Genomic DNA, 13,182 nt, shown 5'->3' on the forward strand with positions numbered 1-13,182 from the left:
GCCCGTCCGCCTGTTACGGCATGTTTTTCATCATTTCAGGGCTCATCGGCATCATGTTGGTATTCAGATGATGCATGACCCAGAGCGAGCCCGAAAGGGCAATGGCAACGATGAGCAGGGTAAATATCAGCGCCATCATCGTCCACCCGCCTTCCGAGCGTGGGTTCATGTGCAGGAAGAAGATCATGTGGACCACGATCTGCACGACCGCGAACCCCATGATCAAGGCGGCGGTGACGGCATGGCTGTCGACGACGTCTGCCATGACCAGCCAGAACGGAATGGCGGTCAGGATGACAGACAGGACAAAGCCGATCACGTAGCTCTTGAAGGTGCCGTGGGCTGCCTCGTGCCCGTGGCTGTGACCATGATGGGCTTCGTGAGCGTCCTCGTGTGCTGGTGCGTGCGAACTCATCCGAGAACTCCCAAAAGATAGACAACGGAAAAGACGCCGATCCAGACGACGTCGAGGAAGTGCCAGAACATAGAAAGGCACATGAGACGACGGCGGTTTGCCGGGATCAGGCCGTGCATCGACACCTGCACCATCAGCGTCACCAGCCAGATAATGCCGAAGGTGACGTGCAGACCATGCGTGCCGACCAGCGTAAAGAAGCTGGAGAGGAACGCGCTGCGCCACGGGCCGGCACCTTCGTGGATCAAATGTGCGAACTCATAGAGTTCGAGACCGAGGAAGGCGGCGCCGAACAGGCCGGTGACGGCCAGCCAGAACAGGGTCTCAGCTTTCTTCTGCCGCTCCATCTGCAGCATGGCAAAGCCATAGGTGATGGATGAAAAGAGCAGCATGGAGGTGTTGATGGCCACCAGCCGCAGATCGAAGAGATCAGAGGGCGACGGACCGGCTGCATAGTTGCGGCCGAGAACGGCGTGGGTCGCAAAGAGAATTGCGAAGATCAGGCAGTCGCTCATCAGGTAGAGCCAGAAGCCAAGCATCGTGCTGCCTTCCGGATGGTGCTCTTCCGTCATGTAGAATTCAGGCTTGGCGGCCTTGTCGATTGTCATCTCGCTCATGGTCCTACACCTGCTTTGCAAGCATTGCGGTGCGCTTGCCTTCCGTTTCCGTGACCTCTTCAGCTGGGATGTAGAAGTCGCGATTGTAGTTGAAAGTATGGCCGATCGAGATGGCGATCATTGCGATGAAGGAAACCGCCACGAGCCACCAGATGTACCAGATCATGGCGAATGCGAAGATGACGCTGATCGCCCCGAGAATGACCCCGGTGCCGGTGTTCTTCGGCATATGGATAGGCTTGAAGCCTTCCAGCGGGCGCGCATAGCCGCGTGCCTTCATGTCGTACCAGGAGTCATGATCGTGGACGACCGGGGTGAAGGCGAAGTTGTACTCGGGCGGCGGCGACGAGGTCGACCACTCCAGTGTACGCGCATCCCAGGGATCGCCGCTCACGTCGCGCAACTGGTCCCGCTTCCGGTAGCTGACAAAGAGCTGGATCAGGAACGAGGCGATGCCGAGCGCGATCAGGAAAGCACCGAAGGCAGCGATGATGAACCAGATCTGCAGCGACGGGTCTTCGAACTGCGACACGCGGCGGGTGACCCCCATTAGCCCGAGCACGTAGAGTGGCATGAAGGCGAAGTAGAATCCGATCAGCCAGAACCAGAACGACATTTTGCCCCAGAACGGATCGAGCTTGTAGCCGAAGGCCTTCGGGAACCAGTAGGTAACGCCGGCCATCAGGCCGAAGACCACGCCGCCGATGATGACGTTGTGGAAGTGGGCGATCAGGAACAGCGAGTTGTGGAGCACGAAGTCCGCGGGCGGAACCGCCAGCAGGACACCGGTCATGCCGCCGATAACGAAGGTGACCATGAAGCCCATTGTCCACAGCATCGGCACTTCATAGCGGATACGGCCGCGGTACATGGTAAACAGCCAGTTGAACATCTTTGCCCCTGTCGGGATCGAGATGATCATCGTTGTGATGCCGAAGAACGAGTTGACGCTCGCACCCGAACCCATCGTGAAGAAGTGGTGCAGCCAGACGAGGTAGGAGAGGATGGTGATGACCACCGTCGCATAGACCATCGATGCGTAGCCGAAGAGGCGCTTGCCGCAGAAGGTTGCGACGACCTCCGAGAAAATGCCGAAAGCCGGCAGCACGAGGATATAGACTTCCGGGTGACCCCAGATCCAGATGAGGTTGACATACATCATCGGATTTCCACCAAGGTCGTTGGTGAAGAAGTTCGTGCCGGCGTAGCGGTCGAGCGAGAGCAGCGCCAGTGTGGCTGTCAGGATCGGAAAGCTGGCAACGATCAGGATGTTGGTGCAGAGCGACGTCCAGGTGAAGATAGGCATCTTCATCAACGTCATGCCGGGGGCGCGCATCTTGACGATCGTCGCGATCAGGTTGATGCCCGAGAGCGTGGTGCCGATACCCGCCACCTGCAGGCCCCAGATATAGTAGTCCACGCCGACGCCTGGACTGTAGTCCGAGCCCGAGAGCGGCGGATAGGCAAGCCACCCGGTCTGCGCGAATTCCCCGACGAAGAGCGAAATCATGATGATGATCGCGCCGGCAGCCGTCATCCAGAAGGAGAAATTGTTCAGGAACGGGAAGGAAACGTCGCGCGCGCCGATCTGCATAGGCACGACGAAGTTCATCAGGCCCGTCACGAAGGGCATCGCCATGAAGAAGATCATGATGACGCCGTGCGCGGTGAAGACCTGGTCGTAGTGATGTGGCGGCAGATAGCCCGCCGAACCGTTGAAGGCCATTGCCTGCTGCAGACGCATCATGATGGCGTCGGAAAAGCCGCGCAGCAGCATGATCAGCGCCAGGATGACATACATGATGCCGATCTTCTTGTGATCGACGCTGGTCAGCCAATCGCGCCAGAGATAACCCCAGAGCTTGAAATAGGTAACGACGCCCAAAAGAGCGATGCCCCCAAGCGCCACGGCCGCGAAGGTCGCGACGAGAATCGGCTCGTGATAGGGGATTGCCTCTAGGGTCAACCGACCGAAGATGAACTTCAGGAGGTCAGGATTGGAAAACATGGAATAACCCGTTCATTGATGTCTTATCGACGCAAAGCGCCAGGTCTAGTTGTCGCTCTGCTGCGCAGGAGATTGATCGCCGGTGCCGTGATCCATCCCGGGCATGTTGTGCCCGTCATGCTGCATGCCCGGCATGTTTTGCATGTCGTCGGCCTGGCTGGCGTCGCCTGTGGCAGGCGCCTCGGTGTCCACATGGTCTTCGCCACCTGGAGCAGGCGCGCCGTGGGTGCCTTCGTTGCCGTCGGCATGACGATCGTCGTATTTCAGCTTCTCGCGATTTTCGGCGCTTTCCTTACCGCCCCCGCCCATCATGTCGATGTGCATCATTTCGCTCATGCACATCTTGCCGGGCGTGGCACACATGTTGAGGATCGCATTGAAGAGGTCCTTGTCGGCCGACGCAAAGTAGCGGACCGGCTCGCGCTCGCTGGGGCGCTCCAGCTTCAGGTAGGCGTCGCGATTCAGGGCCGTGCCCTGAGCCTTGACCTGCGCCACCCAGGCATCGAAACCCTGAGCGTTCAAGCCGTGGAACTTGAAGCGCATGTGCGAGAAGCCGGCGCCGCTGTAGTTCGCGGAAAAGCCGTCGAACACGCCTTCCTCGTTGATCACCGCATGCAGTTTCGTCTGCATGCCCGGCATCGCATAGATCTGACCGGCCAATGCCGGAACGTAGAACGAGTTCATCACCGAAGACGACGTGATCTGGAAGTTGATCGGAACATCAACCGGTGCGGCCAGTTCATTGACGGTGGCGATGCCGAGGTCGGGATAGAAGAACAGCCATTTCCAGTCGAGCGCCACAACCTGGACCGTGAGAGGCTTGACGTCGGCAGGAATGCTGCGCTCGCCATCAAGCCGGTCAAGCGGACGATAGGGGTCGAGCTTGTGGGTGCTGATCCAGGTGATGGCGCCAAGCGCGATGATGATCGCCAGCGGCGCAGACCAGATGACCACTTCGAGCCGGGTCGAGTGATGCCACTCGGGATCGTAGGTCGCGGCCGTGTTTGACCGACGGTAGCGCCAGGCAAAAAACAGCGTCAGAAAGATAACCGGAATGATGATCAGCAGCATCAGCGCCGTCGACACGATGATGAGGTCGCGCTGTTGCACGGCAATGTCGCCCGAGGGCGCCATGACCACCAGATTGCATCCTGCCAGCGTCAGAAGCAGCGGCAAGATGAGGAGATGGCGGGAAAACTTCGGCAGTTTTTGCACGTCTCTATGCTCTTGTTGTTTCGTCCAAACCGCGACTAAAGCACTGTAACTGGTAGCAACATGAGGTGTTTGGTCGCAGTGCAGCAGAATTGCCGCACTGCGGGATAAAACAGACGCTGCCGGATGTCAAAATCCTGATGTGAAACTGAAGGATTTACGGCGGCGGTGATAGTTTGAAAGGCTAATATATCCGGGCGATCGACAACGACCACCATCTCAGGGACGAATTACGCCGCCCTCCGCGCGATTTTTCATCCACATGAGATTTTGAGTGGCCGATGGTGAACTATTTACGTCCCTCAGACTTGATAAGCATGACGGTTAGTCCAAGATCGGTGTGAGGCGCTTTGCCGCAAGCGTCTCAATGAGGGAGGCGTTGAATGGCTAATGCAACACATGGACCGTCGTCCACGTCGATGGAACGCGACGCAAGACAAATTCATGCAGACAAACCGGTATCGCCCGGCAGTATCGCCATTGGCGTCGTCATCGGGCGCATGTCGGAGTTTTTCGATTTCTTTGTCTATGGCCTTGCCTCGGTACTGGTCTTTCCACAGCTCGTTTTCCCATTCGCACCCGACCGGTTGACGGCGACGCTTTATTCGTTCGCGATTTTCTCGCTCGCTTTCCTCGCCCGGCCTGTCGGTTCGGTTGTTTTCATGACCATCGACCGATTGTATGGCCGCGGCACAAAACTCACCATCGCCCTGTTCCTGCTCGGTGGGTCGACCGCGTCCATTGCATTCCTGCCGGGATATAATGAGATCGGGGTCTGGTCGATCTTGCTGCTCTCGCTCTTTCGACTGGGGCAGGGCTTTGCGCTTGGTGGCGCGTGGGACGGGCTGGCCTCGCTCCTGGCGCTCAACGCGCCAAAGAATCATCGCGGCTGGTATGCCATGATCCCGCAGCTCGGCGCGCCGATCGGCTTTGCGCTCGCGAGCGCTCTGTTCGGCTATTTCATCGCCAACCTGTCAGCAGAGGATTTTCTGAGCTGGGGCTGGCGCTACCCCTTCTTCGTCGCTTTCGCGATCAATGTGGTAGCGCTTTTCGCCCGTCTTCGCCTCGTCATGACTACCGAATTCGGTACGGCCCTGGAGCGGCACGAGCTTGAGGCCGCGCCCATCCGGGATGTGTTGCGTGTTCATGGCTGGGATATTCTGATCGGCGCCTTCGTACCGCTGGCAAGCTTTGCGATGTTTCACCTGGTCACGATCTTCCCGCTCGGCTGGATGAGCCTCTACGGCAGCCAGCCGATCGGCGCCTTCATGGTGGTCCAGATCATTGGAGCAGTGGTGGGTCTCATTGCGATCGTCGCGTCAGGCATGATTGCCGACCGTATCGGCAGGCGCGGCCAGCTGGCGGCCTGTGCTATCCTGATCGCGATCTTCAGCTTCATCGGGCCCATTCTGATCGGTGCGGGGTCCGAGGGACAGGATGCCTTCGTGATCATCGGCTTCGGTGTTCTCGGCCTTTCCTTTGGTCAGGCCACCGGATCGATCTCCTCGCGCTTCGGCCGCGGTTACCGCTACACTGGTGCGGCATTCACATCGGATCTCGCGTGGCTCGTCGGTGCGGGTTTTGCGCCGCTGGTGGCGCTCAGTCTGTCCAGCCGCTTTGGTCTGACATTCGTCGGGTACTACCTGCTCTCAGGTGCGATCTGCACACTGGCGGCGCTGGCGTTCAGCAAGGCGCTCGAACAGCGCGATTGATCCCCCGGACAAGACAAGAAGCCCGCCTGGCGGCGGGCTTTTTCTTGCAATAAGCCTGACTTACATTGCCGCTGCTTGCGGTCGCTTCGCCGCCCGGGCTGCCGTCAGTTCGGCAGTCGTATGATTGAGGCGATCGGCCAGCACGCGCATGATCTCAACGGCCATCTCCGGAAAATCGCTGAGCAATTTCAGGAAATGCTCCTTGCTTATGCGCAACACCTCAAGCGGTGAGGTCGCGCGGACGGTGGCTGTGCGCGACACATCGCAGAGTATGGCAATTTCTCCGACGATGGAATTGGGCTCGACATCGGCGACCTTGATGTCGCCTGCGGGCGAATGCACGAGGATATCGGCGGTACCGGACAACACGACATAGGCTGCGTCGCCTGGATCGCCCTGCCGGAACAGGTCCTGACCGAAATTGTAGGTCATGCGATCAGAAGTGAAGGCCAAAAGCTTGAGTTTGGCCGGCGCAATTCTGGAGAAGATCGGCACCCGCCGCAGCATTTCGACTTCATCTCTCAACAGCATGAGCGTACTTATCCCTGCCGCACATTCGGTGCGCCCGCTAGAATTCCATTGCGTCCCTCGAAGGACGCCACTTTTGCCGCAGACATAGGATATTACGATAACAGTTCCTTGAACATACCGTTTTGTTCTAAAAGCTCAGGAAAGTTTCCCGCTTCTACAAGGCTTCCCCGGTCGAAAAGTAGAATTCGATCGAAAATTTCCGCCAGCTTCGCATTCGACAACACCCAGATGATTGTCGGCCGCTCGCCCTCCTTGTGAAGATCGTGGACGATGTTGTGCGTGATCTGGTCCTGAACCCGCTGGTCGAGTGCAGAGAGCGGTCGGTTGAGAATGAAATAGTCGGACCGTCGCAGAAGCGCGCGGGCAAGGTTAAGCTTCTGCCGCTGCACCATCGTCAAACGCTTGCCCCCGGAGCCGACGTCAAACTCAAGTCCGATCGACAATACGTCGTCGAAGAGATCCAGCGAATCGAACAGGTCTCCCATGATCGCCCGGATGCGAGACTGCGCATCCGCTTGCTGATAGGCAATGCGGCCGAACAGTACGTTGTCCATAAGGCTCGCCGAAGAGATGAAGTATTCGGGATCGTAGCGCTCGATCACGGCGGCGAGATCTTCCGGAATATTCTCATGGAACTGCTTGCGGGCGCTGACGATCTTTGCCGTCAACTCATCGGTCAGAAGACCGAAGCGGTGCCGCGGCTCGATGTAGGCGAAACTCAGCCGGATGATGGATGAGCGCTCCTCGGGTGTCGCGTCGTCGAACTCTCGGCTCGTGAGCTTCTGAAGCAGTGCCTGATAGGTCGGAATGTCATCTGCCGTCATGAACGTCAGTTGTTGGAAGAAGGGATGATCCGGGGGAAGGTCATGGAAGAGTTCGACGGCGTTTTCGGCAATCTCCAGGCCCATCGCGTAGAGATCGTTGCTCAGCCCGGTCTCCCGGAAAAGCGTCTGGAAATACGGATGGGCGGCCAGACGGCGGTTGTTCATGGCGGGCCGCTTCATGGATCCGAACAGCAGGTTCTCGCCGACTGTCGCTTGGACATTGTAGGCGTCGAAGTCGAACGGCACCACGATACTGCCGAGGTCCGACTGCTGCATGCGCTCGCGAAGCGCCGCTCGCACATCGACGATATGATCGGCGAGAGTAACATGCACATCCGTATCGACCGTCGAACGGAGCGCCAGATCAAGAATGTCCTGCGAAATGAGGACGGCGTCGAGCACCGGTCGTATGGCTTTGAGAATGTCGTCGGGGCCGCTGGCGCCTGCCGCCCCATAGTCGACCCAGTCGCTGTTGGGATCGAGTGTCGGATTTCCGGCCTTGAGCGCTTCTGCGGCGTGCCACTTGACTTCGAGAGCGGTCTGCTCGTCGTAGTCCGGGTCGCGTAGCGGTGCATGCTTCAGCCCGTAGAGAATGTTGTCGCGGAGCGTGCCCTGGAAGAAAAAAATGTCGGCGGATGCATAGGAAATTCGCCGTCCGGTGATCGATTCGGGAAGCTCGAACAGATCCTTGCCGTCGATCGTGATGCGGCCGGAATCCGGCCAGACCAGACGCCCAAGGGCTTCGGCAAACGCCTCTGCACCGCTCGCATTCGGGCCGACGACCGCCACCGTCTCGTTCGGCCTGATCTCGACGGATATATGATCGATCAGACGCGCACCGCTGTCGTCGCTGACGGACAGATTGCTGACGACAATCGACGACGTCAACGGCGTGACGGCTGCGCCCGCAACCTCGTGAATCCTCTCGTCTATCAGGGGTTCGACATTAAACTGCTCGTAGACCTGCTGGTACTTTACCTGGACGTCCTGGCGCATCTGGTCCCAGTCGATCAGTTCCTTCAGCGGGCCGGGCAGATCTTTGTAAGCGCTGATTACGGCCACCAGCTGGCCGATGTCCAGACGGCCCTGCAGCGCCAGATAGCCGCCGATTGCATAGAAAAGGAAAGGCGTGACCTGAGCCAGAAAATTGTTCAGGAACTTGACGAGGAACTTCCACTGATAGAGGTCGTAGCGGATCGAGAAGATCAGGCCAAGTCGGGCTGCAATGTCGGCGCGCTCAAGGTTCGAAGTGTCGTTGCCGTGTATCGTGCCGATACCGTCGACGATTTCACCGACACGCCCGGAAAGCTCGCGAGCCGTCAACTGGCGCTGGCGGCCAAGCTCGAGCAGGCGCTTTCGCATCCGCGGAATGATAACCGCCTGAACGCCGACGATAGAGGCGGCGATCATTCCCAGCCAGAAATTCTGCACGATGATGAAGACGAGGGCGGTGAGCGCCTGTCCTCCGAGCAAGGCGGGAGACACGAAGGCATCGCCGGTAAAGCCACCCATGGGCTCCACCTCATCCTTGATCATGGTGGCGATTTCAGCCGATTTCACGCGCTTGAAATGGTTGGGGGGAAAGCGCAGGACGCGGTCGATCAGCTGAAAGCGGATCCGCCTCAGCATGCGCTCCCCGAGCCGGCCCTTGTAAGTGTTGATGTAGAATTTGAAGAGGCCGTTCAATACCACCAGTGCCAGGAAAACCAGGCTGAGGGCCATCAGCGTCTGCAGGCGGTCCAGTTGCAGGCCCGAAAAAAACTCGACCGTTCCGATGACAGGAAAGGTATAGGATAGATGCATGAAGGTCTGGGTCGCGCCTTCGCCCTCAAATCCGGATCCCTGAATCGGACCGTTGACGATCTGCTTGGGAAGATCGAACGAAAGGAAATAGGGTATCATTGACAGCGCAACGACCGCCAAAATCCAGAGTTGCTGCAGCCGCGTGTTCGACCAGATGTAGCGCGCGAGGCTTTTTTCCATTGTTAACCGTCAATTGTCGGGAAAATTATAACCACCACCCCTGCCGCAGAACGCAAACGAAGTGCCGAGAACAGAACCATGCAACCGGGCCGCTGGATACCCTAACGAAAACAACGCGAAACGGCTCGCAATCATCGCGCCGATTCTCGCGGGAATCTTTTTATATCATAGGAGTTTCATAAAGTGCGAGGGTTTCAGCCGACCAACGAGCGAATGATCGCTGCTGTTTTGTTCGCGCCATCGAGGTCGAGCGCGGCGAGGGGGCGAGCCGGCGCGTCCAGGGCCGTCCGGACGGCAGCCGCCACAAGCCCTGGCGTCAGCTCCTTTTCGGGCAGGATGTCGGCAAGGCCAAGGGCCTTCAACCGCTCAGCCCGAACGGTCTGCTCGGTCTCGCCACCGGCAACGAATGGGATCAGAATCGGGCGGCAATCGGTTTTCAGGAGATCGCCCACCGTGTTGTAGCCCGCTTGCGAGATGGAGACGCGCGCGCCGCGCAGGAGCGATGGGAAGTCCTTGCGGAAACGCACGAGCGTCACGTTCGGCGGCGTATCGGCTGCAAGCGCGGCAAAATCGCGCTCGGGCAGATTGGGCCCGCTGATCAGCAGCCAGCGCAGATCCGGGGGAAGAATTGAAGCTGCCTGGCCGGCAGCAACGAGAAGATCCATCCCGACGGCACCCCCGCCAGCGGATGCGATGATGTCGTAGATGTCCGAAGGTTCGGGAGCCGGCGACGGCGCCACCATGCCCGTATAGATGATTTTGCTGGCAATGTCCGGGGTCAGTGGGAACGTATCTTCCAGGCGAACAAAAGCCGGATCGCCGTGCACCAGGACCGCGTCGAAGTGATCCTGCACAAGTGCAGCGGTCTCCGCGTCCCGGCCGGGTTTGCGGTTTTCCTGAAGGATGTCGCGCACCGAGCTCAACAGCTTCGGTCGGGGATCGGCGTTTTTGATCGCATCGAGGAGTGGCAGCAGTTCGAAGCGCATTTGTCTGCGTCCGAAAGGGAACGCTTCGATCATGACCAAGTCGGGTCGTGCGTCGTAAAACGCCGACAATAACAGATCGCGGCGCCGGTTGAGAAAATCCTCGCCGGCAGCGATGCCATTGGCCTCGGCCAAGCCCGAGAAGCCGGCATTGCTTGCGACAACCGGCGGGAGCGCAACCGTCTTGATGCCGTCTCCTGGAAAGCCGGGGACGGGCAAGCCGCCGGTGACAACCGTCACATCGAAGCCGTCGTCGGCGAGCGCATTGGCAATGCGGCTTGCGCGGGCGATGTGGCCGATGCCGAGCAGGTGCTGGACGTAAAAGAAGACGCGCGGCGCCGTCATGTTGGCTTCTGCCATTCCGCTTCGAAAAGTCGGCTGAGCTGCGCGATGCTGGCTTGATAGTCGAAATGCTTGCGCACCCGTTGCTCCGCTGCATCGCCCAGTCTCCGGCGCAGCATCGGATCCCTTATTGCGGCCTCCAGTGCCGCGGCCAATGCGGCAGGATCTTCCGGCGCCACGAGCCATCCGTTTTCACCGTCTACAAGGAGCTCGGGCACGCCGGAGACAGCCGTGGAGATGCAGGGCAGGCGCTGACTGGATGCCTCGACCAGAACATTGGGAAGCCCGTCGCGATCGCCGTTGGCGGCAATCCGGCAGGCGAGAGCGAAAAGGTCCGATCGACGATAGTGATCGAGTACATCTTCCTGCGCGAGCGCTCCCTTCCACGTGATTTTGCCGGCAATGCCAAGTGTTGCCGCCAACGCCTTCAGCTTCGGTAGTTCGTCGCCGCCTCCGATATGCTCGAAGCGCCAGTTCAAGTCTGCCGGCAGGCGCGCGAGCGCCTGAAGCAGCGTGTCATAACCCTTTTTTTCCACAGCACGGCCGACGCTCAAAATGGAGACGGGGTCAGCCGGATCGCCGCCGTTGCGACAAGGCCTCTCCTCGGCAAAGTGGCCGAATCGCGCCAGATCCAGGCCGTGATAGCTCAGATGAACCGCCTCCTTGCGTGCAGTCAGCGTGCGCATGTGCTCGTATCCGCTCCTGGTGCACGTCACGGTCCAGCGGGCGCTGCCGAGCTTTTCGTTCAGTTCCCAGTCGGGCGAGGTCCAGATGTCCTTCGCGTGCGCGGAACAGGTCCAGGGGACCCCGGTCAGGATGCTGGCATATTCGGTGACGGAAGCCGGGGTGTGAATGAAATGCGCATGCAGCCACGCACCCTCGTCCGGCCACTCGCGGGCCAGCACCAGTGCCTGGCCCAGCCGACGGAAACGGTTTCGCGAGATATCGCGCGGCAGGTCCTTGAGGAAACGCTTCACAAGCGCCATGAAACCGGGCATTCGGTAGCCTGAAACAAGCCCCTTCAACGCCCGGATCGGTTCTTCGTGTAAATACTCCGGCAGATATACGACGCGCGCCTTTATCTCGTCATGCACCGGGTGCCGCTTCTTGTCGGTCGGACGGCGCATCGAAATCAGGGTCAGGTCGAACCCGGCTCGTTCAAGCCCGAGCAGCTCCTGGGCGATGAACGTTTCCGAAAGGCGCGGGTAGCCCTTCAGAACCACCAGTATCTTCCGGCGTTGCGGCAATGCCTGAACCTTCACTCGGCTTGGACCTTCACTCGGCTTGAACCTTCACTCTGCGCCGACGACGGAAAGGTGCCGGCCGCGGCTATCGAGCCAGTGTCCAACCGTCTGCGAAATGTGATTGAGGCCCTCAAGCCGCAGGGTGCAGCCGCTTATCGACGGGGGCTGGCGATGGGGGAGGCGCTTCAGCGCGTCGGCCATCACGGCCGCGTCGGCGGACTGTTCGGGCAACAGCATGTCGACCAGGCCAAGTGCACTTGCACGCTGGGCGCGGAGTAGTTGCTCTTCGCGCGGTTTGACGCGCGGCACGATCAAAGCCGGCTTGTCGAAGGACAGAATTTCACAATAGGTGTTGTAGCCCCCCATGGCGACGACCCCGGTTGCACCGGCGATCAGTTCTTCCATATGGTTGTCGAACTCGATCACTTCGATATACGGGATCTTGGCGCCTTTCTGGACGAGCTTGCCGCGCTCGGCAGCCGGCATATATGGCCCAAGGACGACGAGTGCCTTCTGCTGCAAGGTCGCGTCCTGCTCATAGGCGTTCATCACGTCGTGGACCAGATCGGATCCGTCTCCGCCACCGCCGGTCGTCACGAGAATATAGTTGTCGCTGCGGGCGTTGATCGATGTCTTGCTCGTGGACACGCTACGCTGCAGGAAGCCGACAAAATCCATCTTCCTGCGCACGCTCGCAGGTACGTCGAGGCCGATCAGCGGATCGTAGAAATCCGGCGGCCCGTAAACCCAGATCGAATCGTAGTATTGATCGATCTTCTGCATGATTCCGTTCTTCTTCCACTCGGCGTCCAGCAGATGCGGGGCATCCATGATCTCTCGCAGGCCAAGCACCAGCTGCGTTCCGCGTGATTTGAGGTAGGCCAGAGTGTCCTCCACCTCGCCCTTCAGGCCCATCGGTTCCTTGTCCACGATGAAGATATCCGGCTGAAACGTCTCGGCCGTGTGGCGGATGATCGATTCCCGCATCTTCAGCGTTTCCTGAAGATCGATGTGGCTCGCAAGCGACGTGTATTCGCCGTTGCGAAGCTTGATCACGCTCGGAACCTTCACGAAGTCGACGCGGGCTCGATAATCGAACGCGCCGGCAATCGTCGCGCCCGAGATGATCAGGATATTGAGACCCCGATAATCCTCGACCAGCGCATGGGCGATCGTACGACAGCGGCGCAAATGACCGAGCCCGAAGGTATCGTGGCTGTACATAAGGATACGGGCATCTTCCAGTCGCCGTGCCATGGGCATTCCTTCCTGGCTGTACATCACTTAGCACCGCCGCTTTCCACGGCGTGT

The 13,182-nt window shown here is 59.3% G+C and carries 10 protein-coding genes; 1 reads left to right on the forward strand and 9 read right to left on the reverse strand.

The window, feature by feature from the left end; all coding sequences use genetic code 11:
- Positions 1-13: 13 nt before the first annotated feature.
- Genes cyoD through cyoA form a run of 4 tightly spaced genes read right to left on the reverse strand, consistent with a single transcriptional unit; the run spans position 14 to position 4,255 of the window.
- Positions 14-415, reverse strand: a complete 402-nt coding sequence (cyoD, locus tag AC1D2R_RS05870; RefSeq protein WP_477965692.1) for a cytochrome o ubiquinol oxidase subunit IV — start codon at positions 413-415, stop codon at positions 14-16.
- Entirely contained in the window at positions 412-1,032 is a 621-nt protein-coding gene (gene cyoC, locus AC1D2R_RS05875; protein ID WP_477965694.1) for a cytochrome o ubiquinol oxidase subunit III, read from the reverse strand. The genes cyoD and cyoC overlap by 4 nt, the downstream gene beginning before the upstream one ends.
- Before the next feature lie 4 nt (positions 1,033-1,036).
- Positions 1,037-3,040 carry a cytochrome o ubiquinol oxidase subunit I gene (gene cyoB / locus AC1D2R_RS05880; RefSeq protein ID WP_477965696.1) on the reverse strand — a complete coding sequence of 668 codons (2,004 nt, stop codon included), beginning with the start codon at positions 3,038-3,040 and terminating at the stop codon, positions 1,037-1,039.
- Positions 3,041-3,085: 45 nt separating this feature from the next.
- Positions 3,086-4,255 (reverse strand): ubiquinol oxidase subunit II, encoded by a 1,170-nt coding sequence (gene cyoA, locus AC1D2R_RS05885; RefSeq protein WP_477965698.1) that lies wholly within the window; start codon positions 4,253-4,255, stop codon positions 3,086-3,088.
- A 380-nt stretch (positions 4,256-4,635) separates the two neighbouring features.
- Here cyoA and AC1D2R_RS05890 point away from each other — a divergent pair, with 380 nt between their 5' ends.
- Positions 4,636-5,964 carry an MFS transporter gene (locus AC1D2R_RS05890; RefSeq protein WP_477965700.1) on the forward strand — a complete coding sequence of 443 codons (1,329 nt, stop codon included), beginning with the start codon at positions 4,636-4,638 and terminating at the stop codon, positions 5,962-5,964.
- A 60-nt stretch (positions 5,965-6,024) separates the two neighbouring features.
- On the opposite strand, the gene AC1D2R_RS05895 is transcribed toward AC1D2R_RS05890, so the two are convergent.
- The 5 genes from AC1D2R_RS05895 to AC1D2R_RS05915 form a co-directional block, all read right to left on the reverse strand.
- Positions 6,025-6,495 (reverse strand): cyclic nucleotide-binding domain-containing protein, encoded by a 471-nt coding sequence (locus tag AC1D2R_RS05895; RefSeq protein WP_477965702.1) that lies wholly within the window; start codon positions 6,493-6,495, stop codon positions 6,025-6,027.
- A gap of 92 nt (positions 6,496-6,587) precedes the next feature.
- The gene (locus tag AC1D2R_RS05900; RefSeq protein WP_477965704.1) at positions 6,588-9,302 is read right to left on the reverse strand and encodes an ABC transporter transmembrane domain-containing protein; all 2,715 of its coding nucleotides are present in this window, start codon (positions 9,300-9,302) and stop codon (positions 6,588-6,590) included.
- A 194-nt stretch (positions 9,303-9,496) separates the two neighbouring features.
- Positions 9,497-10,645, reverse strand: a complete 1,149-nt coding sequence (locus AC1D2R_RS05905) for a glycosyltransferase family protein (RefSeq protein WP_477965706.1) — start codon at positions 10,643-10,645, stop codon at positions 9,497-9,499.
- A complete protein-coding gene (locus AC1D2R_RS05910) occupies positions 10,627-11,874 on the reverse strand; it encodes a glycosyltransferase (RefSeq protein WP_477966062.1) in 1,248 nt (415 codons plus the stop codon). The genes AC1D2R_RS05905 and AC1D2R_RS05910 overlap by 19 nt, the downstream gene beginning before the upstream one ends.
- 45 nt (positions 11,875-11,919) lie before the next feature.
- Positions 11,920-13,128, reverse strand: a complete 1,209-nt coding sequence (locus tag AC1D2R_RS05915) for a glycosyltransferase family protein (RefSeq protein ID WP_477965708.1) — start codon at positions 13,126-13,128, stop codon at positions 11,920-11,922.
- Positions 13,129-13,182 lie beyond the last annotated feature (54 nt).

Source organism: Rhizobium sp. P1_C7 (assembly GCF_056406295.1).

Excerpts from the sequence above, each read along its gene's own strand:
- cyoD (WP_477965692.1), bottom strand. The coding sequence starts at position 415 with ATGAGTTCGCACGCACCAGCACACGAGGACGCTCACGAAGCCCATCAT.
- cyoC (WP_477965694.1), bottom strand. The coding sequence starts at position 1,032 with ATGAGCGAGATGACAATCGACAAGGCCGCCAAGCCTGAATTCTACATG.
- cyoB (WP_477965696.1), bottom strand. The coding sequence starts at position 3,040 with ATGTTTTCCAATCCTGACCTCCTGAAGTTCATCTTCGGTCGGTTGACC.
- AC1D2R_RS05890 (WP_477965700.1), top strand. The coding sequence starts at position 4,636 with ATGGCTAATGCAACACATGGACCGTCGTCCACGTCGATGGAACGCGAC.
- AC1D2R_RS05895 (WP_477965702.1), bottom strand. The coding sequence starts at position 6,495 with ATGCTGTTGAGAGATGAAGTCGAAATGCTGCGGCGGGTGCCGATCTTC.
- AC1D2R_RS05900 (WP_477965704.1), bottom strand. The coding sequence starts at position 9,302 with ATGGAAAAAAGCCTCGCGCGCTACATCTGGTCGAACACGCGGCTGCAG.
- AC1D2R_RS05905 (WP_477965706.1), bottom strand. The coding sequence starts at position 10,645 with ATGGCAGAAGCCAACATGACGGCGCCGCGCGTCTTCTTTTACGTCCAG.
- AC1D2R_RS05915 (WP_477965708.1), bottom strand. The coding sequence starts at position 13,128 with ATGGCACGGCGACTGGAAGATGCCCGTATCCTTATGTACAGCCACGAT.